24 protein-coding genes are annotated in these 20,578 nt (G+C 72.1%); 16 read left to right on the top strand and 8 right to left on the bottom strand.

Translation table 11 applies throughout. The features are described 5' to 3' along the window. Positions 1–115: 115 nt before the first annotated feature. Both AB0M99_RS11970 and AB0M99_RS11975 read right to left on the bottom strand, forming a co-directional pair. On the bottom strand, positions 116–1,120 hold the full coding sequence (locus tag AB0M99_RS11970) for a hypothetical protein (RefSeq protein ID WP_365919230.1): 1,005 nt from the start codon (positions 1,118–1,120) through the stop codon (positions 116–118). A 23-nt stretch (positions 1,121–1,143) separates the two neighbouring features. After that, entirely contained in the window at positions 1,144–1,791 is a 648-nt protein-coding gene (locus AB0M99_RS11975) for a hypothetical protein (protein ID WP_365919232.1), read from the bottom strand. A gap of 403 nt (positions 1,792–2,194) precedes the next feature. Between AB0M99_RS11975 and AB0M99_RS11980 the strand changes: the two genes are divergently transcribed. The 13 genes from AB0M99_RS11980 (at position 2,195) to AB0M99_RS12040 (ending at position 14,393) form a co-directional block, all read left to right on the top strand. Continuing rightward, entirely contained in the window at positions 2,195–2,905 is a 711-nt protein-coding gene (locus tag AB0M99_RS11980; RefSeq protein ID WP_365919234.1) for a hypothetical protein, read from the top strand. A gap of 28 nt (positions 2,906–2,933) precedes the next feature. Beyond that, positions 2,934–3,791, top strand: coding sequence for a hypothetical protein (locus AB0M99_RS11985; protein WP_365919236.1), 858 nt, complete (start codon positions 2,934–2,936; stop codon positions 3,789–3,791). Further along, positions 3,788–5,095 carry an ATPase, T2SS/T4P/T4SS family gene (locus tag AB0M99_RS11990; RefSeq protein WP_365919238.1) on the top strand — a complete coding sequence of 436 codons (1,308 nt, stop codon included), beginning with the start codon at positions 3,788–3,790 and terminating at the stop codon, positions 5,093–5,095. The genes AB0M99_RS11985 and AB0M99_RS11990 overlap by 4 nt, the downstream gene beginning before the upstream one ends. A 7-nt stretch (positions 5,096–5,102) precedes the next feature. Then, positions 5,103–6,044 carry a type II secretion system F family protein gene (locus AB0M99_RS11995; RefSeq protein ID WP_365919240.1) on the top strand — a complete coding sequence of 314 codons (942 nt, stop codon included), beginning with the start codon at positions 5,103–5,105 and terminating at the stop codon, positions 6,042–6,044. Further along, complete coding sequence (locus tag AB0M99_RS12000; RefSeq protein ID WP_365919242.1) at positions 6,041–6,976, top strand: type II secretion system F family protein; 936 nt, start codon at positions 6,041–6,043, stop codon at positions 6,974–6,976. Before AB0M99_RS11995 ends, AB0M99_RS12000 begins: the two co-directional genes overlap by 4 nt. A 48-nt stretch (positions 6,977–7,024) precedes the next feature. Next, positions 7,025–7,273: a hypothetical protein gene (locus AB0M99_RS12005; RefSeq protein ID WP_214946958.1), complete on the top strand. Its 249-nt coding sequence runs from the start codon at positions 7,025–7,027 to the stop codon at positions 7,271–7,273. 103 nt (positions 7,274–7,376) lie between these two features. Continuing rightward, positions 7,377–7,754: a TadE family protein gene (locus AB0M99_RS12010; protein ID WP_365919528.1), complete on the top strand. Its 378-nt coding sequence runs from the start codon at positions 7,377–7,379 to the stop codon at positions 7,752–7,754. 7 nt (positions 7,755–7,761) lie between these two features. Further along, on the top strand, positions 7,762–8,208 hold the full coding sequence (locus AB0M99_RS12015; RefSeq protein WP_365919244.1) for a TadE/TadG family type IV pilus assembly protein: 447 nt from the start codon (positions 7,762–7,764) through the stop codon (positions 8,206–8,208). Next, positions 8,205–8,678 (top strand): Tad domain-containing protein, encoded by a 474-nt coding sequence (locus AB0M99_RS12020; RefSeq protein ID WP_365919246.1) that lies wholly within the window; start codon positions 8,205–8,207, stop codon positions 8,676–8,678. Before AB0M99_RS12015 ends, AB0M99_RS12020 begins: the two co-directional genes overlap by 4 nt. Before the next feature lie 51 nt (positions 8,679–8,729). Next, entirely contained in the window at positions 8,730–11,699 is a 2,970-nt protein-coding gene (locus AB0M99_RS12025) for a BTAD domain-containing putative transcriptional regulator (protein ID WP_365919248.1), read from the top strand. Positions 11,700–11,701: 2 nt separating this feature from the next. Then, positions 11,702–12,445, top strand: coding sequence for an A24 family peptidase (locus tag AB0M99_RS12030; protein ID WP_365919250.1), 744 nt, complete (start codon positions 11,702–11,704; stop codon positions 12,443–12,445). Positions 12,446–12,541: 96 nt separating this feature from the next. After that, positions 12,542–13,741 (top strand): cyclic dehypoxanthinyl futalosine synthase, encoded by a 1,200-nt coding sequence (gene mqnC, locus AB0M99_RS12035; RefSeq protein WP_365919252.1) that lies wholly within the window; start codon positions 12,542–12,544, stop codon positions 13,739–13,741. A gap of 7 nt (positions 13,742–13,748) precedes the next feature. Then, a complete protein-coding gene (locus tag AB0M99_RS12040) occupies positions 13,749–14,393 on the top strand; it encodes a hypothetical protein (protein WP_365919254.1) in 645 nt (214 codons plus the stop codon). Here AB0M99_RS12040 and AB0M99_RS12045 read toward each other — a convergent pair. Then, positions 14,359–14,652 carry a helix-turn-helix transcriptional regulator gene (locus AB0M99_RS12045; RefSeq protein WP_365919256.1) on the bottom strand — a complete coding sequence of 98 codons (294 nt, stop codon included), beginning with the start codon at positions 14,650–14,652 and terminating at the stop codon, positions 14,359–14,361. The genes AB0M99_RS12040 and AB0M99_RS12045 overlap by 35 nt on opposite strands. A 52-nt stretch (positions 14,653–14,704) precedes the next feature. Further along, complete coding sequence (locus tag AB0M99_RS12050) at positions 14,705–15,610, bottom strand: DUF3152 domain-containing protein (RefSeq protein WP_365919258.1); 906 nt, start codon at positions 15,608–15,610, stop codon at positions 14,705–14,707. Positions 15,611–15,833: 223 nt separating this feature from the next. Here AB0M99_RS12050 and AB0M99_RS12055 point away from each other — a divergent pair, with 223 nt between their 5' ends. Both AB0M99_RS12055 and AB0M99_RS12060 read left to right on the top strand, forming a co-directional pair. Further along, positions 15,834–16,526 carry a demethylmenaquinone methyltransferase gene (locus tag AB0M99_RS12055; protein WP_365919260.1) on the top strand — a complete coding sequence of 231 codons (693 nt, stop codon included), beginning with the start codon at positions 15,834–15,836 and terminating at the stop codon, positions 16,524–16,526. A 5-nt stretch (positions 16,527–16,531) separates the two neighbouring features. Further along, a complete protein-coding gene (locus tag AB0M99_RS12060; RefSeq protein WP_365919262.1) occupies positions 16,532–17,443 on the top strand; it encodes a glutaminase in 912 nt (303 codons plus the stop codon). 9 nt (positions 17,444–17,452) lie between these two features. Here AB0M99_RS12060 and AB0M99_RS12065 read toward each other — a convergent pair whose 3' ends face one another. After that, positions 17,453–17,992 carry a GNAT family N-acetyltransferase gene (locus tag AB0M99_RS12065; RefSeq protein WP_365919264.1) on the bottom strand — a complete coding sequence of 180 codons (540 nt, stop codon included), beginning with the start codon at positions 17,990–17,992 and terminating at the stop codon, positions 17,453–17,455. A 98-nt stretch (positions 17,993–18,090) separates the two neighbouring features. Here AB0M99_RS12065 and AB0M99_RS12070 point away from each other — a divergent pair, with 98 nt between their 5' ends. Next, complete coding sequence (locus AB0M99_RS12070) at positions 18,091–19,374, top strand: geranylgeranyl reductase family protein (protein WP_365919266.1); 1,284 nt, start codon at positions 18,091–18,093, stop codon at positions 19,372–19,374. A gap of 59 nt (positions 19,375–19,433) precedes the next feature. Here the strand turns inward: AB0M99_RS12070 and AB0M99_RS12075 are convergent, their stop codons facing one another. The 3 genes from AB0M99_RS12075 to AB0M99_RS12085 all read right to left on the bottom strand — a co-directional run bounded on the left by AB0M99_RS12075 (position 19,434) and on the right by AB0M99_RS12085 (position 20,533). Continuing rightward, entirely contained in the window at positions 19,434–19,880 is a 447-nt protein-coding gene (locus tag AB0M99_RS12075; protein WP_365919268.1) for a DNA-binding protein, read from the bottom strand. Beyond that, a complete protein-coding gene (locus tag AB0M99_RS12080; RefSeq protein ID WP_147420012.1) occupies positions 19,877–20,119 on the bottom strand; it encodes a hypothetical protein in 243 nt (80 codons plus the stop codon). Before AB0M99_RS12080 ends, AB0M99_RS12075 begins: the two co-directional genes overlap by 4 nt. A gap of 87 nt (positions 20,120–20,206) precedes the next feature. After that, complete coding sequence (locus AB0M99_RS12085; protein ID WP_365919270.1) at positions 20,207–20,533, bottom strand: hypothetical protein; 327 nt, start codon at positions 20,531–20,533, stop codon at positions 20,207–20,209. Between the last annotated feature and the right edge of the window lie 45 nt (positions 20,534–20,578).

Raw genomic sequence — 20,578 nt, forward strand, 5'->3', positions numbered from 1 at the left:
GGGGTCCCGACCCCGGCCGACGCGCTGAAGATCATGGAGCCGCAGCTGCTGCGCTGGCTGTACGCGCGCCGCCGCCCCAACCCCGGCGGGCAGCGGCACTTCTGCCATCAGCTCATCAGCGGTTGACGGCCTGGATCTCCTGGACCGTCACGTTCTGGGGCTCGCCCTCCATGGTGCCCGAGGGCAGGGCGCCGCCCTGGCCGTTGCTGCCGGTCCAGCTGGCGTTCCAGGTGACGGAGGCCTGGAGCGGGAACGTGCCGTTGCCGGAGGAGCGCAGGTAGGTGATCCCGCAGGGCGGGGTCTGGTTCTCCGACCCCGCGGTGAAGGGGACGCCGGCCCCGCCGCCCGGGTTGAACGCGCACTCGCCCGAGCCGGGGTGGAGCGTGGCGTCCTGCGTGCCCGCCTTCAGGCGCACGGAGGCGGGGGTGGCAGTGGCGGTGGCTGAGATGGTCGTGCCGCCCGCGTTGAGGGTGGCGGTGACGCTCTTCGGCTCGAAGACGTTCTTGTCCAGCCAGGCCCAGGTGCCGAGGTTGACCTTGGTGTTGTCGGCGGGGGCCAGGCTGACCCGGGTCGCCGGCAGGTCGATCGCCCCGTACGCGGCCTGCGCGAGCATCTCGGGGGTGATGGCCTGGCGGAAGGGCGGCGGGGTGCCGTTCGGGACCCATTCGGGCAGGTCGCTGCACGAGAACGCGGCGAGCTCGTTCATGCGGTCGGGGTTCTGGACGGAGACCCAGAAGGCGCCCTCGCTCGCCTTGTCGAGGTTGTAGTTCTTGTACTTGCCGTCCTTGTAGATGTCCCGGAACTGGCTCACCGCCTGCTTGGCGTAGCTGTGCTGGCCGGGGTAGTTGACGGTGGAGTCGTAGGACGCCTCGACGTAGGCCTGGAACTCGGAGGCCGAGCGCGGCTCGTACCAGCAGGCGGGCGGCGTCCAGTTGGTCGCCGTGGCGAAGCCCTTGGGCGCCGCGCCGGGCGCCCTCTTGTCCCCGGAGATCTGGACGTTCGAGGTGAGCTTGCCGTCGCTCAGGCTGCCGCTGGTGTTGCCTCCCCGCGAGTCGTTGGGCGGTATCTCCGCGCTTGCGGTGCCGGGCATGAGCGCGAGCACGGTGGCTGTCGTTCCCACCGCGAGAATGCGCAACGGAAGTCTTACGGTGTGCACGTCTTGTCCCCCCGCTTCGAGGTGAGCGTCGTGGTCTGCCAGACGCCCTGCTGGTTCTTCTCCACCCGGACGGTGTACCGGGTGTACGAGTTGGCCGTGACGGGCGTGGTGAGCACCTTGCCCGTCTTGCGCTCCTTGGCGAACGCCTTGCCCTCGTCCGAGCAGTAGAGGACGCCGGCGGACTTGTCATCGAACATCTCGATGCTCGCCTTGTAGTAGCGAGTGGTGCCCGTGGGCGTCAGCCCGTCGTTCTTGAGCTTCGCGATCCACGTCGAGGCGCCGATCAGCGCATCGCCTTTGTGGTAGAAGGGCACCGCCGGGGACTCGGCCTCGTCGCTGGCGATGGCGGCGTCGACGGAGCCGATGGCCTGGCCGATGTCCGCGAGGAGGGCGTCCTTCACGGGATCCCCCGTGGTCCAGCCCTCGAACTCGTTCTTGAAGTCGGCCGGGAGCGTGATTTTCGGACGCCCCGCCGTGTCGGACGGGCTCGCGCTCGGCGACGCGGACGACGGGGCGGAGCTCCCGTCCGCGCCGGCGATCTTGTCGTCGGCCTTGCCGCTGCCTCCGCCGCACGAGGTCAGGAGCAGGGCAGTTGCCGCGGCGGCGACTGCAACGGGCAAAGTGCGGCGGTTCACTGGGCAGCTCCTGGTGGGGCGAGGGTCATCTGAAGCGTTCTGACGCTACCGGCGCGGAGAATGGTTTCGCCAGGGCGAATGTGGCTGGATCCCGTGGAGATCGGATGCGGTGCGGCCAGGTCATGGGGAATGCGGCGAATGTGAGGGTTGCGCGCCGCCGCGGGGGTCCGCGGGAGCGGTCGTAGGGACATCCTCCTAGCCGGGAACCAGCACCGTCTGAGTACGCGTACTCATTTATGCGGCGTCGGGTCTCACGGTGACCGACTCGCCTTGAGGTGCCTATGTGCTACTGCTACCGTGCGATCAGCTTGCTTTTTCTATGGTTCGGTCAAGTCTTAAACAGGCTGGGTTCTGTTGGCGAATGACCGATTTTGTCTGTGGTAGTGCACGGGGGAGCGGTGGAGTGAAGGTCCAGGAACGTTCGGGTGCGGCGAGCCACAGGGGTTCAGGGTCCGCGCAGGGCGTTGGTGAGCGACTGCCCTCCACGGGTCGGGAACGCAAGCCGGCGCTGGCCGCGTTGGCCGTACTGCTCATCCTCGCCGGTGCCCTCGGGGCCACCGTGCTCGTCCTGCGGGCCGGTGAGCGCATCGAGGTCGTCCGCATCTCGGCGGACATCGCCGCGGGCAAGTCCGTGAGCGACGCCAGCATGACGCCCGTGATGGTGGCGGACGACCCCGCCGTCCACTACGTGCGCTGGGAGCAGCGGGAGGCGCTGAAGGCGCTCCAGGCCAAGAACAGCCTGGTCAAGGGCACCATCGCGATCGGCGAGATGTTCTCGGACGTCAAGGGCCTCCCCGAGGGCAAGGCCTACGTCGGCCTCTCCCTCAAGGACGGCCAGTACCCCGCCGGGCTCAAGGCCGGTGACCACGTCGCCGCCTACCGCGTGAGCGCCGACGCCACCAAGCCCGCCGGCAACGCCGGTGCCGGCGAGGCCAACACGCTGCTCGTGCGTGACGCCAGGATCAACGAAGTCATCGTCGGCGACGGCAAGGCCATCGGCAGCGGCAACCTGCCCGTCACCGTCATGGTCAACACCAACGAGATCGCGCCACTGACCCAGGCGGCCGCGGCCGGCCAGGTCTCCCTGGTGCTCATCCCGTCGGCCTCCGGCTGATTCACGGGCGCACAGGAAAGCAGAAGACATGGCGCTCATCGCACTCGCCGCCGACAAGGGCTCACCCGGTGTGACCACCGCGGCCGTCGCGCTCGCAGCCGTCTGGCCGCGGCGCACGCTCCTCGCGGAGGCCGACCCGGCCGGCGGGGACCTCGTATACCGCGGCGCTGCCTCCCACGGGGGGCCGCTCAACCCGAACACCGGCATGCTGTCGATCGCCGCGACCGCGCGTCGCGGCCTGGCCCCGGACCAGCTCTGGGACCACGCGCAGACGATGTCCGGCGGCCTCGACGTGCTCGTCGGCATCGGTTCGTCCGAGCAGTCCGCCGGCCTCGTCGGCCAGTGGCCGCTGCTCGGCCGGGCGTTCGCCTCGCTCGCCGAGTCCCCGCACTCGCCCGCCGACGTCATAGCCGACTGCGGCCGGATCGGCGGCGACGGCCCCGCGCTGGAGCTGTTCGCCCACGCCAGCCTGGTGCTGCTCGTCGGCCGTACGACGCCCGAGAGCATCGCCCGCGTACGGGACCGGGCCCTCGCGCTCTCCGCCAAGCTGCACGGTTCCCAGCGCGGCGCCGGACAGCTGGGCACCCCGCTGCTCGGCGTGCTGCTGGTGACCGACCCCAAGGACTCCTCCAAGGTGGTCGGCCAGGTCAACGACATGCTGGTCGCCTCGCACTCGGGCGTCCGCGTCGTCGGCTCCCTCGCGTACGACCCGCAGGGCGCGGACCAGTTGGCGGGCCGCCGGCGCGGCCGGCTGGACAAGTCGCTGCTGATCCGGTCCGCCCGGCAGGTCTCCTTCGACCTGAACCAGCAGTACGGCGCCGTGTGGGCCGCTCCCAACGGTCCTGCCGGCGGTCCTTCCGGCGCCGCACCTGGCACGGCCCGATGAGCGCGGTCGACCACCAGCTCGTCAAGCGCTTCCGGCAGGAGGCCGGAGACCGGATCGCCGAACAGCGCCGCGTCGACCAGCTGTCGGGCCTCATGCAGATGTCCGGCGAGGACGAGCGGCAGTACGCCCGCGCCGTCATCGCCCAGATCCTGGAGGAGTACGCCCGCGGCGAGATCAACGCGGGCCGCACCCCCTTCGACGCCGAGACCGAGGAGCAGTTCGCCGCCGCCGTCCACGCGGCGCTCTTCGGCGTCGGCCGGCTCCAGCCGCTGCTCGACGACCCCGAGGTCGAGAACATCGACATCAACGGCTGCGACCAGGTGTTCGTCGGGTACGCGAACGGCAACGAGGTCCGGTCCGACCCGGTGGCCGAGACCGACGAGGAGCTCATCGAGCTGATCCAGGTCCTCGGTGCCTACTCCGGCCTCTCCTCCCGCCCCTTCGACTCCGCCAACCCGCAGCTCGACCTGCGGCTGCCCGACGGCTCCCGCCTGTCGGCGGTCATGGACGTGACCCGACGGCCGTCGCTGTCGATCCGCCGCGCCCGCATGGGCAAGGTCTTCATGTCGGACCTGGTGGGCAACGGAACGCTCACCCCGGAGCTCGGCCACTTCCTGTCCTGCGCGGTCCGCGCACGCAAGAACATCATGATCGCCGGAGCGACCAACGCCGGCAAGACCACGCTGCTGCGCGCGCTCGCCAACGAGATCCCGCCGCACGAACGCCTCATCACGGTGGAGCGGGCCCTGGAGCTCGGCCTCGACACGTTCTCGGAGCTGCACCCGAACGTCGTGGCCTTCGAGGAGCGGCTGCCCAACTCCGAGGGCCAGGGCGCCATCATGATGTCCGAGCTGGTGCGCCGCTCGCTGCGCATGAACCCCTCCCGGGTCATCGTCGGTGAGGTGCTCGGCGACGAGATCGTCACCATGCTCAACGCGATGTCCCAGGGCAACGACGGCTCCCTCTCGACGATCCACGCGAACAGCTCCCACGAGGTCTTCAGCCGCATCTCCACCTACGCGCTGCAGGCCGCCGAGCGGCTGCCCATCGAGGCCAGCCAGATGCTGGTCGCCGGTGCCATCAACTTCGTCGTGTTCGTCGAGCGCCGCAACGCCTTCCAGAGCGGCGGCAGGCTCCGCCGCGTCGTCACCTCCGTACGCGAGGTGAACGGCGTCGACGGCCGCGTGCTGTCCAGCGAGGTCTTCGCGGAGACCCCCGACGGCCGGATCGTCCCGCACGCCCCGATCTCCTGCATCGAGGAGCTCGTTCCCTACGGCTACCGCCCCAGCGGATCCTGGGGGTGAGGCGGACATGAACGGCATCACCTCCATGGGCGGCGTGTTCTCGCTGCCCGTCCTGTACGCGCTGGTGTGCGGCATCGTGGTCGGCGGCGGGCTCGCCCTGCTGACGGCCGCGATCCGCGGGCTTCCCGTCAAGCCGGAGCACGAGCGGGCCAATTCGCGCGAGCGGCTGGCCGAGCTGGCCCGGTTCGCCGGCCGTCGCGGTTCCCTCGCGATCGGCACCGGCCTGGTCATCCTGCTGCTGACCCGCTGGGCGGTGGCCGGCATCGCCACCGGCGTGCTGGTGTTCTTCTGGGAGCGCCTCTTCGGCGGCGCCGCCGAGGAACGGGGCGCGATGCGCCGCGTCGAGGCCCTCGCGGCCTGGACCGAGTCGCTGCGCGACACCATCGCCGGCGCGGTCGGCCTGGAGCAGGCCATCCCCGCCTCGGCACGCGCCGCGGCCCCGGCCCTGCGACCCCACCTGGAGACGCTGGTCGACAGGCTGCGGGCCCGCATGCCGCTGCCGGACGCACTGCAGCACCTCGCCGACGAGATCGACGACGCGTCCGCCGACATCATCGTCGCCGCGCTGATCCTCAACGCCCGGCTGCGCGGCCCCGGTCTGCGACAGGTCCTGGGCGCGCTGGCCAAGTCCGCGCGCGAGGAGGTCGACATGCGCCAGCGCGTGATGGCCCAGCGCTCCAGCACCCGGCGCAGCGTGCAGATCGTCGTCGGCGTCAGCGTCGCCTTCGTGCTCGGCCTTTCGATCTTCAACCCGGACTTCGTGTCCCCGTACAACTCCGCGGTGGGCCAGGTCGTCCTGGCCCTGGTGTGCGCGCTCTTCGCGCTGGGCTTCCTGTGGCTGCGCAAGCTGTCCACCATCGAGACGCCCGAGCGCTTCCTGGTCCGCGACGCACAGCCGGTGCGCTTCGCGCAGCCCCCGTCCGAACGTGAGGAGGTCGGTCCGAGGTGAACCTCACCCTTCCGGTCGTGATCGGGGCGGTCCTCGGTCTCGGCATCTACGCCCTCGTACGGGCCCTGGTGCCCTCCAAGCGCGGCGCGGTGGCGACCGTGGCCCGGATCGACGCGATGCGGGCGCGCGGCGCCCTGTACGAGTCGCCCGGGCGCTCGGCCGCGCAGGAGGAGGACTCCGGGCGGCTCGGCACCCTGCGGGCCGGCATCGGTGCCCGGGTCGCCGACCTCTACCGGCAGCAGGGCTGGGAACAGCGCTCCCTGCGGGCCGACCTGAACGTCCTGGAGCGCAGCTGGGAGAACTTCCTGGCGACGAAGATCCTGCTGGGCGCGGTCGGTCTGATCTTCGGCCCGTTCCTCTTCGCGATCGTCATGACCCTCGGGTTCGCCAGCGGGATGGTCATCCCGGTCTGGCTGGCCCTGGTCTGCGGCGCCGTGTTCTTCTTCCTCCCCGACCTGGAGGTCCGGCGGGACGCGGCCGACAAGCGCCGTGACCTGCGGCGCGTGATCGGCGCGTATCTCGACCTGGTCGCGATGAACCTCGCCGGCGGCCGCGGCCTGCCCGAGGCGCTGATGGCGGCCGCCGAGGTCAGTGACGGCTGGGCCCTGCGGCGCATCCGCAACACCCTGGCGGACGCCCGGATCACCGGCACGAGCCAGTGGCAGGCGCTGGGCATGCTCGGCGAGGAGCTGGGCGTGGAGGAACTGAAGGACCTGGCGAGCGCGCTGGGACTCGTCGCCGAGGACGGCGCGAAGGTGCGGGAGTCCCTGGCCTCCCGTGCCGAAACGATGCGCCACCGGGAGATGGCCGAGATCGAGGGCAGCGCCGGCGAGAAGTCGCAGTCGATGCTCGTGGCCCAGCTCCTGCTCTGCGGCGGCTTCCTGGTCTTCCTGATCTTCCCGGCGGCCGTACGCGTCTTCCAAGGCGCCTGACCCCGCCCGTCCCGTCCCGTTTTCCCATCTTCCGAGAGGACCTCTCACATGAACGGCTTCCGCAAGAGCCACCCGGCCGTCGACTTCCTGATCACCTTCCTGCAGGGCCGCGTGCAGCGCGCCCGGTCCGGTGAGCTGGACCGCGGTGCGTCCGCCGTGGAATGGGTGATCATCTCGGCGGTCGTCGTCGCGATCGTCGGCGTCGTCGCCGCCATCATCAACGCCGCGCTCAGCACGGGTGCCACCAAGGTCGGCAACTGCATCGCGGGCGCCAACCAGTCCGGCACCTGCAAGTAGCCGAACCTTCCCGGTGACCGATGTCGTGAACGGCTGCGCTGCCCGACTCCGCAGCGCCGTACGCCGCAGGGTGGAGGCCGCCTCCGCCCGCGGTGACTCCGGCATGACCGCGATCGAGTTCGTCTTCCTCACGCCGCTGCTGTTCTTCATGATCTTCGCGGCGGTGCAGTTCGCCATGTACTCCTTCGCGGACCAGGTGGCGCAGGCCGCGGCCCAGGCCGGTGCCCGCGAGGCCCGGGCCTCGGCGGACGCCAACCCGGGCACCTGGCAGGGCAAGGCGCGGGCGACGGCGCAGAGCTACATCCAGCAGCTGGGTCCGCAGCTGGTCCTCGGCCCGGACGTGACCGTCGACCAGCCGGCGGCGAACACGGTCCGGGTCGTGATCACGGCCCGCGCGCCGAGCATCGTGCCGGGGCTGGACCTGACCATCCACGCCCAGTCGAGCGGGCCGGTCGAGCGTTTCGTACGGGACGGGGGGTGAGGGCCGGATGAGTCTTCGGACACGGCAGTGGGCACGCGGCCGGTGGGCACGCGTCCGCCGGAACGACGAGCGGGGGATCTCCACCATCGAGGTGGTCATCATCGCGCCCGTCTTCTTCCTCTTCATCCTGGTCCTCGTCGCCTTCGGGCAGCTCGCCCAGGGCCGCGGCGCGGTCGACGGCGCCGCGCGCGACGCGGCCCGGGCCGGGTCCATCCAGAAGAACCGGGACATCGCGATGGCCGAGGCGGTCAAGGCCGCGGAGGCCGACCTGAGCGACGTGTGCTCGGGGGCGGTGTCGGTGCAGAAGACGAGCGCGGGCTTCGAGCCCGGCGGCTTCTTCACCGTGGAGGTCAGCTGCGAGATCCGCGGCCTGCGCATGCTCGGACTCGACATCCCGACCAGGATCAGCGGCCGGGCCACCTCCTCCCTGGACCCCTTCCGGAGGGCGGCATGAGACGGCCGGACGGGCTGAGGGCCCGGGCCGAGGCGCTGTTCGAGGCACGCCGCGCGGAGCTGGACGACCGCGGTTCCGGCGCCGCCGCGCTGATCATCTTCAGCATCCTCTTCCTGTTCCTGGCCGCCTTCGTCGTCGACGGCGGCATGGCGATCTCCCAGCGGGAACGGGCCGCGGACCTCGCCGAGCAGGCCGCCCGGTTCGCCGCGCAGGACATCGACCGGGCTGCCCTGTACGCGGGTTCGGGCGGCGCCCCGATCAACTACCAGAACTGCACCGGCCGGGTCCGCCGGTTCGCCGAGGAGTCCAAGATGGCGCTCCCCGACGTCAACGCGTCCTACTGTGTCTCGGCCGGCGCCCAGCGGGTCCAGGTCGAGATCCAGCTGACCTACCGGCCCGTGCTCGGCCTCTACCACCGCGGACCGGTCACGGTCCGCGGCAGAGCGGTCGCCGAGTCCGTGACCGGATAACCCGCGCGACCCCCGTTCCGCCCCACCGCTCTCTCCACACAGGAAGCCGCCATGGCACGCAGCACCTCCCGTTCGAGCGCCGCACCGAGACCGCGGCGGACCTTCGGCGACTTCGTCAAGGCGTTCCTCGCGTTCCTCGCGCTGGCCGGGCTCGTGCTCGGAGTCCCGGTGGCGCTGGCGTCCCAGGTCGGCTGGCCGCTGCCGGACGAGGTGCCCTCGCTGGACATGCTCCGCCAGCAGATCACGGTCAACACCTTCATCTCCGTGCTGACCGTGGTCGTTTGGCTGGCCTGGGCCCAGTTCACCGCGTGCGTCCTCGTCGAGGTCAAGGCCGCCGTCACCGGGTTCGGCATGCCGACGCGCGTGCCCGCCGCCGGGGCCAGCCAGGCCCTCGCCCGGCAACTCGTCGCGGCCCTGCTGCTGGTGACCGCCGGAGCGGCGAGCTTCACGCCCGGTCTCTCGCAGCTGGGCCAGTCGCTGGAGGACCAGCACCGGCCGGGTGTCACGGCCTCCGCGCAGCAGACCCCCGGGCAGCAGGCGCAGCAGACGGCCCAGGACCGGGCCGCGGAACAGGCGGAGTCCGACCGGCAGGCGGCCGAGCAGGCGCGGGAAGCCGGAACGAAGTTCTACCGGATCCAGCCCCCCGAGGGCCGCCACCACGACTCGCTGTGGGAGATCTCCGAGCGGCACCTGGGCGACGGCCGGCGCTACTCCGAGATCTACGAGCTCAACAAGGACCGCGTGCAGCCCGACGGCGAGCAGCTGTCGAAGGCCAGCCTGATCCGGCCCGGCTGGATCATGGAGATGCCCGCCGACGCGTACGGCGGCGACCTCGTGGAGATGCCGGACGCGGCGCCGAAGGTCTCCGAGGAGGTCCGCGAGCAGATCGTGGAGTACTCCAAGAGCGGCGACCACGCGCTGGCCACCGGTGCCACGGCCGACGCGGCCAAGGGCGGCGCGGCCGCCGCCACGGGTGCCACGGACACCGACACCACCCAGTTCGTCATGCCCCGCGACTGGGCCACCCAGGACAAGTCCGCCACGGCGACCGGTGCCCAGGCGCAGACGGCGGACGCCGACGACTCCTCCTCCAGCCTGTCCGCGACCATCACCGAGGCCGTCACGGAGTCCCTCCCCGAGGCCCTCCTCGCGTCCCCGCTGCTGGCCGCGGGCCTGCTGGCCGCCCTCGGCCGCCGTCGCCGCACCGCGCTGTGGCAGTCCGCGATCGGCGCCGTCTCCGGCCGCGGGCTGACGCCCCCGCCCGTCCCCACGGGCGAGGCGGCCAACGTGCAGGACGCCCTGTTCGTCGGCGCCGACCCCGACGCCGTACGCCGCCTCGACCGCTCCCTGCGCAGCCTGTCCGAGGCGCTCACCGCAGCCTCCCGCCCCCTGCCGACCGTGTACGCGGCCTGGCTCGCCGGCGGCGAGATCCACCTCCAGCTCGGCGACGGCGAGGCCGCCCCGCCCGCGCCCTGGCAGCAGGGCCAGGACCACACCGTGTGGAGCCTGGACGCGGCGTCCGCCGAAGCCGCCCCGGCCGGCGACACCGCTGCCCCCTACCCCGGGCTCGTCAGCATCGGCACCCTCGACGGGAACCGCCTGCTGCTGAACCTGGAAGCCGTACCCGGCGTGGTCGCCCTGACCGGCGCCGCCACGGACCGGTCGGCGGTCATGTCCTCGATCGCCGCCGAACTCGCGACCAACGGCTGGTCCGACCGACTGACGATCACCCTGGTCGGCTTCGGCGAGGAGCTCACCGCCCTCGCACCCACCCGGCTGCGCCACCTGCCCGGGATCGACGACCTGCTGCCGGTCATGGAGGCCGAGACCCGGCAGCGGGCCGGCGCCCTGGGCGCGGCCGGCCACGACTCCGTCCTCACCGGCCGCACCGGCCACGCGCAGGACAACCGGTGGGCGCCGCACTTCGTGCTGCTCGCCGCCGAGCCGACCGAGGAACAGGCCGCCGGGCTCTCCGCACTCGGCGCCGACGCCGCCCGCCTCGGCATCGGCTACCTCCTCGGTACGCCGACGCAGAGCCTGCCCGGAGCGGTCTGGGAGCTGGAGGCCACCTCCGACGGCCGGCTGCTCGCCCCCGTACTGGGCCTCGAACTCCAGGCGCAGACGCTGCCCCGGGCCCAGCACGAAGCCGTCGTACAGCTCTTCCGGGACGCCGACGGCGAGACCGGCCACGAGCCGGACCCGGGCGCCCCGCCCTTCCTGGTCGACGTCACCGAGCAGGGCCGCCCGGCGGTCTACGCCCGGATCATCGGCCCGGTCGAGCTCATCGGCCTCGGCACCCCGGATCCCGACCGCGCCGCGCTGATGACCGAGGCGCTCGCCATGTGCCTGCTCCACCGCGAGGGGGTCAACCCGAGGGTGCTCGCCGCCGCGCTGTGGCCGCGGGGCGTGACCGACGACGTCCGCGACGCGCTCATCGAGCGGATGCGGGAGTGGCTCGGCACCGACCCCGACGGCACCCCGAGGCTGCGCGCGGGCGCGGCCGGGCGGCTCACCCTCGCGCCGTCCGTGGTCTCCGACCTCGACGTGCTGCGGTCGCTGCACCACGAGGCGACGCAGGGCCGCGGCACCCGGAACGCGGGCATCCGCGAGCGGCTGCTCACCGACGCGCTGGGCCTCGTACGGGGAGACCTGCTCCCGGACCGGCCCGCGGGGCGGTACGGCTGGCTCTCCCACGAGATCATCGACGCGCAGCTGCCGCTGCTCGTCACCGAGGTCGCCCTGACCCTCTCCGAGCACCAGCTCGGCCAGGACCGGCCCGAGCAGGCCATCGGCGCGCTCTCCACCGCCATGTCGCTGTCGCCCAACGACGAGCGACTGTGGAACGAGATGATCCGGGCCACCCACGCCACCGGCGACACAGGACGCCTGTCGGCCCTCGCCGACTCGCTGGCCCTGCGCGCCGGCGCGCTCGGCGGCGGCCGCGGCCTGCCGCCGCGCACGTCCGCCCTCCTCGACGAACTGCTGCCGACCTGGCGCGGCGACAGCGCGTCGGCGGGCTGACGTTGGACGTCACCGAGGCCCTGATCGTGGCCGGCGCCGCCCTGTGGGGCGCCGGCTGGGGCCTCCTCGTACCGCGCGCCGCCTACCGGCTCGCCGTCGAACCCGACGACGCGTGGCGTACGCGGTGCCCGGCCGGGCACCCGCTGGCGGGACCGGCCCGGGGCTGGCTGGGCCGCGCGGTCTGCGCGCCGTGCGGCGGCGCCGGGGCGTTCCGGCCCGCGCTGCTGCCCGTACTCCTGACCGCGGCCGCCTGCGGGGCGCTCGCCGCGGCAGTCGGGGGCCGCCCGGAGCTGTTCGTGTGGCTGGCCCTCGCGCCGTTCGGGGTCCTGCTGGCCCTCGTCGACGCGGCCGTGTTCCGGCTGCCCGACGTGCTGACGCTGCCGCTCGCCGTGCTGACGGCGGCCGGGCTGGGCCTGGTCGCGCTGTTCCCCGGGGCCGCGGGTTCCTGGACGACGGCCCTGCTCGGCGGCCCGGCCCTCGGCGGCTGCTACTTCACGCTGTTCCTCATCAGCCCCCGCGGCATGGGCTTCGGCGACGTCAAGCTGGCGCTGGCCCTCGGCCAGGTGCTGGGCTGGTACGGCTGGCCCGTGCTGTTCCTCGGGACCTTCGCGGCCTTCCTCGCGGGCGCCGTCCACGGCCTCGGGCTGATGCTCCTGCGCCGCGGGGGCCGCAGCACCGCGATGCCCTTCGGCCCCTTCATGCTCGCCGGGGCGCTGGCCGCGGTGGTCCACGGCGGGCTCGGCTGAGCGCGATCTCCAGGGGTGTCCCGGAAGTGGTCATGACCCTGGCGTAGGCTGGATCGGTCCGGACCTCTTGACACACCGCCGAAAGGTGACGCACCGGTGACCGACCAGGCCGCTCTCCAGTCTGTCCTCGACCGCGCCGCCGCAGGGGGCCGGATCACCAAGGAAGAGGCGCTCGACCTCTACCGCCACGCGCCGCTGCACGCGCTCGGAAAGGCCGCCGACGAGGCGCGCCGCCGCCGCTACGCGGGTACCGAGCACATCGCGACGTACATCATCGAGCGGAACATCAACTACACCAACGTGTGTGTGACGGCGTGCAAGTTCTGCGCCTTCTACGCGGCCCCGAAGGACACCAAGAAGGGCTGGTCGCGCGACCTCGACGACATCCTGCGCCGCTGCGCGGAGACCGTGGAGCTGGGCGGCACGCAGGTCATGTTCCAGGGCGGGCACCACCCGGACTACGGCGTCGAGTACTACGAGCACCACTTCTCCGCCATCAAGGCGGCCTTCCCGCAGCTGGTCATCCACTCCCTCGGCGCGTCCGAGGTCGAGCACATGGCCCGGATCTCCAAGGTGTCCGCGGAGGAGGCCATCCGTCGCATCCACGCGGCCGGCCTCGACTCCTTCGCCGGAGCCGGCGCCGAACTGCTGCCGGAGCGGCCGCGCAAGGCGATCGCCCCGCTCAAGGAGTCCGGCGAGCGCTGGCTGGAGATCATGGAGCTCGCCCACAAGCTGGGCGTGGAGTCCACCTCCACCATGCTGATGGGCACCGGCGAGACCAACGCCGAGCGCATCGAGCACATCGCGATGATCCGGGACACGCAGGACCGCACCGGCGGCTTCCGCGCGTTCATCCCGTACACGTACCAGCCCGAGAACAACCACCTCAAGGGCCGCACCCAGGCGACGGTCTTCGAGTACCTGCGCATGATCGCGATCGCGCGGCTCTTCCTCGACAACATCGCCCACATCCAGGGCTCCTGGCTGACCGTGGGCAAGGAGGCGGGCCAGCTCTCGCTGCACTACGGCGCGGACGACCTCGGCTCGATCATGCTGGAGGAGAACGTCGTCTCCTCGGCCGGTGCCAAGCACCGCTCCAACCGCCAGGAGATCATCGACCTGATCCGCAAGGCGGGCCGCACCCCGGCGCAGCGCGCGACGACGTACGAGCACCTCCTGGTGCACGACGACCCGGCGAACGACCCGGTCGACGACCGCGTGGTCTCGCACATCTCCTCCACCGCCATCGAGGGCGGCACGGCACACCCCGAGCTGAAGCTCATCTCCACGAACTGACGCGCCCGTGCTGACGCTCCACACCGCCGAACTCCTCGTCCCCGGGCCGGGGTCCGCACCCCTGCCCGGCGGCGCCGTCCTCGTCGAGGGCGACCGGATCGCCCGCGTGGGCCCGTACGAGGAACTCGGCGCGGCCTACCCGCACGCCCGGGCCCGCCGCTGGCCCGGGGTGCTCACCCCGGGGCTGCTGGTGCGGGGCGCCGACGCGCTGCTGGAGCGGACGTACTACCCCGACGACCCGTACGAGACCACCGAGCTCGGCCGTGAACCGATCACCGGGGCCGAGGCGTTGGCCGACCTGAAGATGACCGAGGCCCGCTGGGGCAACAGCGCCCGGCGGGGCACGCAGAAGCTGCTGGCCCGCGGGGTGGTGGCGGTGGCCGGCCGGTTCACCGTCCAGGCGGTGCGGACCGCGGTGGTGCGCTCGGGGCTGACGGTCGTGGCGCCCGCCGCCTACGAGGGCGAGCCGTCCCTGGACCCGTTCGCCGGCCGGGAGCGGGCCGAGGAGGCCTTCCACGGGGTGCTGGAGCCCGGCGCCCCGGCCAGGTTCGCGGTCTTCGCCGTGGCGGGCCCGGAGGAGCTGCTGGAGCAGGGGCCGACCACCTGTGTGGCCACGGTCATCGGGGGCCGGCTGCTGCACCGCCGTCGCTGAGCGCGAGCGCGGCGAGCAGGCAGGCCTGGAGGCGGCTGATGCCGCCCAGCTTGGTCCGTATGTTGTGCACGTGGAACTTGACCGTGCTGACGGACAGTTGCAGCTCGGCGGCCAGCTCCGCGTTCGAGGCGCCGGTGGCCAGGCACAGGAACACGGCGGACTCCTGCTCGGTCAGCTGGGCGTCCGGCGCGGCCTCCGGGGGCACCTGGGCGTCGTAGGTCGGGAACCAGGCGGGAACACTGAAGCTGACCACGCGCACGGTTCCCACTCCTCGCCCCCGGCAGGCCCGGTCCGTCCGGCCCTGTCCCGTTCTAGGGGACGCGCGGACCGGACAGATAGGTTCCGTTCCGGTCGAACGGCCATGCGTTGGCGGTGCAGCCGAGCAGCCCCTTGATCTGCTGCATCATCGCAGGTGCCGGCTTGCCCGGACCCGGGCAGGTTTCGTGCTCGTGGCCGAGCTCGTGCCCCACCTCGTGGTTGACGATGAGCGCCCGGTACTCCTCCACCGGGCCGCTGAACTGCGGAGACCCCTCCTGCCAGCGCTTGAGGTTGACCACCACCGTGTGACCGGCCCGGCAGTTCGTCTCGCCCTTCAGCTCCGGCGTGACCACCTCGCACAGCCGGTCGGTGGTCGTCGGCGTGGCGATCTTCACGGTGAAGTCCACCGGCTGGCCGGCCCCGACGAGCTGGAAACCGTACGCCGGGTCGCGGATCCAGCCGCGCGGATCCCCGAGGATCGCCTCGACGGCCTGGGCCGCGGTGTTCGGGTCGACCCCGCTGCCCTCCTCGACCTCCACCCGCCAGCGCCGCGCGGGGCCCTTGCCCTGCGGCTGGCCGGCCAGGGCGGAGGCGGTGAAACCCCCGGTGGCCGTGGCCGACGGCGAGGCGGCGGCGGACGGGGTGGGGGAGGCGGAGACCGAGGGGGAGGGCGAGGCGGAGCGCTTGCCCGTGGCCTGCGGCGCCTTCGAGGAGGCCGCGGCGGAAGGCTCAGGCTCCGGCCGCGCCTGGGCGGGGGCGTCCTGCGCCGCCCGGCCGTCGGCGGCCGTGGTGACCTTGTCGTCGTCCGGAGCCATCGCGTACGCCGTCGCCGATACCGCGACGAGGACCGCCGCCGAACCGAGGAGCAGCGTACGGCGCAGCCGCCTGCGGCGCTCGGCCGCGCGGCGCCCCGCGCGGGTACTGCGGCGGGGTCGACCGGTGGAACGGCCTGCCGGCATGTGAAGCCCTTTGCTCGTGGCGGCCGCCACGGATCGGGCCGCTGGTCAGGCCCACGGGGGCCGCACCCGGCCAGTCAACGCGGCGGCGCGCACCCTGCGTAACTGTCCTTCGGGCCAGTTCCGCCCGGAATCCGCCGCCGGGCCGACCCCGCGCTGCGGGACGCGCCGGGCCTGAGAGGATGGGGTGGTACCAGCCGATCCGTACACCGAGGGGCCAACGCCAGTGACCCGCGCTTCCCTGGACAAGCAGCCGCACGAAGTCGCCTCCATGTTCGACGGTGTGGCCGCGAACTACGACCTCACCAACGACGTCCTCTCCCTCGGCCAGGCACGCCTCTGGCGCAAGGAGGTCGCCAAGGCGGTCGGCGCCCGCCCCGGGCACACGGTCCTCGACCTCGCCGCCGGCACCGCCACCTCCTCGCTGCCGTTCGCCGCGACCGGCGCGTACGTCGTCCCCTGCGACTTCTCGCTGGGCATGCTGCGCGAGGGCAAGAAGAAGCACCACTGGCTCCCGCTCACCGCGGGCGACGCGACCCGGCTGCCCTTCAAGGACGGCGTCTTCGACACCGTCACCATCTCCTTCGGGCTGCGCAACGTCCAGGACACCGACGCCGCCCTGCGCGAGCTGTACCGGGTGACCAAGCCCGGCGGCCAGGTCGTCATCTGCGAGTTCTCGCAGCCCACCTGGGCGCCCTTCAGGACCGTGTACACCGAGTACCTGATGCGCGCCCTGCCGCCGGTGGCCCGCGCGGTGTCCTCCAACCCCGACGCGTACGTCTACCTCGCCGAGTCCATCCGCGAGTGGCCCGACCAGCCCGCGCTGGCCGCGCTGCTGCAGAAGGCCGGCTGGGGCAAGGTCGCCTGGCGCAACCTGAGCGGCGGGATCGTCGCGCTGCACCGCGGCACCAAGGAATAACAGCCGTGGACTATCAGACGCTGCTGGAGCAGGTCGCGGAGGACATCGCCCCGCTGGTCGGCAGCGGGACGCCCGCCGAGTACATCCCGGCGCTGGCGTCCGTGGACCCGCGGCAGTTCGGGATGGCGATCGTCGACCTCGACGGCAACGCCTTCGGGGTGGGGGACTGGCAGGTCCCCTTCTCCACCCAGTCCGTCACCAAGGTCTTCGCGCTGGCCCTCGCGCTCGCCGAGGGCGGCGACACCCTGTGGGAGCGGGTGGGCCGGGAGCCCTCCGGCAACCCGTTCAACTCCCTCGTGCAGCTGGAGTACGAGAACGGCATCCCCCGCAATCCGTTCATCAACGCGGGCGCGCTCGTCGTCACCGACCGGCTCCAGACCCTGACCGGCGACGCGAGCAGCGAACTCCTGCGGTTCCTGCGGGAGGAGAGCGGCAATCCGGACGTCGCCTTCGACGCCGAGGTCGCGGCCTCCGAGCACGAGCACGGCGACCGGAACGCGGCCGTCGCCCACTTCATGGCCAGCTACGGGAACATGGACAACCCCGTACCGACCCTGCTCGACCACTACTTCTGGCAGTGCTCCATCGAGATGAGCTGCGCCGACCTGGCCCGCGCCGCCCGCTTCCTGGCCCGGCACGGGCTGCGCGCGGACGGCTCGCGGCTGCTGACCCGCAGCGAGGCCAAGCAGATCAACGCCGTGATGCTGACCTGCGGGACGTACGACGCGGCAGGCGAGTTCGCCTACCGCGTCGGCCTGCCCGGCAAGAGCGGGGTCGGCGGCGGCATCGTCGCGGTCGTGCCCGGCCAGTGCACCCTCGCGGTCTGGAGCCCGGGCCTGGATCCCCAGGGGAACTCCGTCGCGGGTGTGGCGGCCCTCGACCGCTTCACGACCCTGACGGGGCTGAGCGTCTTCTGACGCGGCCGCTCAGCCCCGGTCGAGCGTCAGCTCGTAGCGGCGGCCGTGGCTCGTGCCGTTCGGGAGCAGGAAGCGTTCGGCGAGCGTCATGCCCAGCCGCTCCGCCACCGCGATCGACCGGACGTTCTGGTCGTTGATCATCGCCACGACGTACGGGACCCCGGCCTCCCGCACCCGTTCCAGCGTGGCCAGCGCGGCGGCGTACGCGTACCCCTTGCCCCACGCGGAGCGGCCGAGCCGCCAGCCGATCTCGATTTCCCCGACCGGCCCCCACGCCTTCTCCGCAGGCCACGGCTGGGCGCCCGTGAAGCCGAGCACGGTGCCCTCCTCGTCGAGCAGGGTCCACAGGCATACGCCGAGCTGTGCGTCGTGCATCCGCTGGCGCGCGGTGAACTCCTCGTAGGCGGACAGCTCGGCGGGACCGCCGAGGAACTCCATGACGTCGGGGTCGTGGAAGACCTGGTGCCAGGCGTGCGCGTCCTCGTCAGTGGGCACGCGGAGATGTACGGCGGGCAGCGGCCGGGTCGGCGAGCTGGGCGAGGCGGTCATCGGGGGCAGCCCTTCGGTTCGCGATCTCTCTCGCTGCATAGACTGCACGTGTCCCGTGCCGTTGGGCACCCTTTATCGAGCCTTCGGGAGACCCCGCAGTGACCGAGCCCCTCTCCGAACACTCCGCGGACGTGATCGTCGTCGGGGCCGGGCCCGCCGGCTCGACCACCGCCTACTACCTCGCCAAGGCGGGACTCGACGTACTGCTCCTGGAGAAGACGGCGTTCCCGCGCGAGAAGGTCTGCGGTGACGGACTGACCCCGCGCGCCACCAAGCAGTTGGTGGCCATGGGCATCGACATCTCCGAAGAGGCCGGCTGGCTGCGCAACAAGGGCCTGCGGATCATCGGAGGCGGTCAGCGGCTCCAGCTCGACTGGCCGGAGCTCGCCTCCTTCCCGGACTACGGACTCGTCCGCAAGCGCGACGACTTCGACGAGACCCTGGCCCGCCAGGCGCAGAAGGCCGGCGCCCGGCTGTACGAGCGCTGTAACGTCGGCGAGCCCGTACGCGACCCGCGCACCGGCCACATCACCGGTGTGCAGGCGAAGCTGGGCGAGGAGAAGACCCCGGTCACCTTCCACGCCCCGCTCGTCGTCGCGGCCGACGGCAACTCCTCGCGGCTGTCCCTCGCCATGGGTCTGCACCGGCGCGAGGACCGCCCGATGGGCGTGGCCGTGCGCACCTACTTCACCTCGCCCCGGCACGACGACGACTACCTGGAGTCGTGGCTGGAACTGTGGGACCGGCGCGGCCCGCAGGACCGGCTGCTGCCCGGCTACGGCTGGATCTTCGGCATGGGCGACGGCACGTCCAACGTGGGTCTGGGCATCCTCAACTCCTCCGCGGCCTTCAAGGAGCTGGACTGGCGCGAGGTCCTCAAGGCCTGGTGCGCGTCCATGCCGGAGGACTGGGGCTACACCCCCGAGAACATGACGCAGCCGATCCGCGGCGCGGCCCTGCCGATGGCCTTCAACCGGCAGCCGCACTACACCAAGGGCCTGCTGCTGGTCGGCGACGCGGGCGGGCTCGTCAACCCGTTCAACGGCGAGGGCATCGCCTACGCGATGGAGTCGGGCCGGATCGCGGCCGACGTCATCGTGCAGGCGCACGCCCGGGCCACCCCGGCGCAGCGCGAACTGGCGCTGCACAACTACCCGAAGGTGCTCAAGGAGACCTACGGCGGCTACTACACGCTGGGCCGCGCCTTCGTGAAGCTCATCGGCAACCCGAAGGTCATGAAGGTCGCCACGCAGCGCGGCCTGACCCACCCGGTGCTGATGAAGTTCACGCTCAAGATGCTGGCCAACCTCACCGACCCGACGGGCGGCGACGCGATGGACCGCATCATCAACGGCCTCTCGAAGGTCGCCCCCCGCGCTTGACCGGTCAAGGCCGGGCCGCTCGTCGGGTAATCGAGCGGCCCGGCTCGTGACGTTGGCCGTCACACGTTGACGATCTTCACCTTCGGTGAGCCGGGAAGCTCCTCGGCAGCCTTGCACAGCGCTGGGATGTGCGACTTGTCAGAAGTGACGAGGAGCACCGGGGGAGTGCAGAGTGCGGCCGTGGCGACCACGAGTGCGTCCACGAGGTATTCGTGCCCGCCGAGGCCCGAGGCATCCAGCAGCTTCGCTGCGGCCTCCGTCACCGCGTCGTTGACCGGTTTCACATCAAAACGGGAAAGCAGGAACTGGAGTCGCTTGCCGGCCTCGCCGGTTCGGCGCACCTCCAAGGGCGTCAAGGCGGACAGCGCGACGCGTCGGCCGCTCTGCTGAGCGACCTCGATGCGCGCGCGCATCCCCTCGTCGCCGTCGACATGCAGTGAAAGCCCTTGGGCATCCAGGACGAGCGTGCCCTCGCTCTTTGCCTTGATCTTGAGGCGCTTGCTCACCACTCCTGTTCCGCCTGCCGCCGTGCTTCGGCGGAGACGGGGCCGAACGCCTTGCGGTCGGCGGTCACGACCTCGCGGAGCTTCTGCGCGGCGAGCCATTCCTCCAGAGCTTCGGCCACAACGGAGGAGAACCCGCTCTTGCCCGCGCGTTCCTCGACTTCCTTGATCAACGACTGGGCGAGCGACACGGATCTCTTACCGGCCCGCTCGACGGCCTGGGGTGCCACGTGACTGCTCATACCCAAAACGTACCACCGGCGGTAGGAAACTTCTCGTCCGACGGTTACCTCAGCGGAACCAAGGCCGCCCCGAAGGCCTGATCGGGCTCAGGCGGGCCGTGCCGGGTTTTCGCCGGGGCGGCCCGCTTCTTCGTACGGGGCGTCGGCCGCGTTCGGGCGCGGTGCGTACGGGGCTTCGGCCGGGCGGTGCACGGCCCGGATGCACCGGGACAGCAGCACCAGGCCGCAGATCAGCAGTGCTGCCGAGGCGGTCCAGCCGAGGCCGAGGGTCACCGGGTGGTTCGGCTTCTGCCACGGCCGGGCGGTGGTGAGCAGCCAGCCGCCCACGGCCAGGAGGCCCAGTCCGGCCGCGGCCGGGAGGGCCGTGGGGTCGCCGCCGCCGGTGTCCTGGTCCTCGTACGGCTCGGTGATCATGGACAACCACCTCCTGGGGTGAATCGGGCGTGCGCGGCGCGTCGC

Origin of the sequence: Streptomyces sp. NPDC051183, assembly GCF_040682455.1 — a bacterium.
GTDB lineage: Bacteria > Actinomycetota > Actinomycetes > Streptomycetales > Streptomycetaceae > Streptomyces.

What these genes read in the sequence shown, in the direction of transcription:
- AB0M99_RS11985 (WP_365919236.1), top strand. Translation starts at nt 2,934, where the DNA reads ATGGCGCTCATCGCACTCGCCGCCGACAAGGGCTCACCCGGTGTGACC.
- AB0M99_RS11990 (WP_365919238.1), top strand. Translation starts at nt 3,788, where the DNA reads ATGAGCGCGGTCGACCACCAGCTCGTCAAGCGCTTCCGGCAGGAGGCC.
- AB0M99_RS11995 (WP_365919240.1), top strand. Translation starts at nt 5,103, where the DNA reads ATGAACGGCATCACCTCCATGGGCGGCGTGTTCTCGCTGCCCGTCCTG.
- AB0M99_RS12005 (WP_214946958.1), top strand. Translation starts at nt 7,025, where the DNA reads ATGAACGGCTTCCGCAAGAGCCACCCGGCCGTCGACTTCCTGATCACC.
- AB0M99_RS12010 (WP_365919528.1), top strand. Translation starts at nt 7,377, where the DNA reads ATGACCGCGATCGAGTTCGTCTTCCTCACGCCGCTGCTGTTCTTCATG.
- AB0M99_RS12015 (WP_365919244.1), top strand. Translation starts at nt 7,762, where the DNA reads ATGAGTCTTCGGACACGGCAGTGGGCACGCGGCCGGTGGGCACGCGTC.
- AB0M99_RS12020 (WP_365919246.1), top strand. Translation starts at nt 8,205, where the DNA reads ATGAGACGGCCGGACGGGCTGAGGGCCCGGGCCGAGGCGCTGTTCGAG.
- AB0M99_RS12025 (WP_365919248.1), top strand. Translation starts at nt 8,730, where the DNA reads ATGGCACGCAGCACCTCCCGTTCGAGCGCCGCACCGAGACCGCGGCGG.
- AB0M99_RS12050 (WP_365919258.1), bottom strand. Translation starts at nt 15,610, where the DNA reads ATGCCGGCAGGCCGTTCCACCGGTCGACCCCGCCGCAGTACCCGCGCG.
- AB0M99_RS12065 (WP_365919264.1), bottom strand. Translation starts at nt 17,992, where the DNA reads ATGACCGCCTCGCCCAGCTCGCCGACCCGGCCGCTGCCCGCCGTACAT.
- AB0M99_RS12080 (WP_147420012.1), bottom strand. Translation starts at nt 20,119, where the DNA reads ATGAGCAGTCACGTGGCACCCCAGGCCGTCGAGCGGGCCGGTAAGAGA.
- AB0M99_RS12085 (WP_365919270.1), bottom strand. Translation starts at nt 20,533, where the DNA reads ATGATCACCGAGCCGTACGAGGACCAGGACACCGGCGGCGGCGACCCC.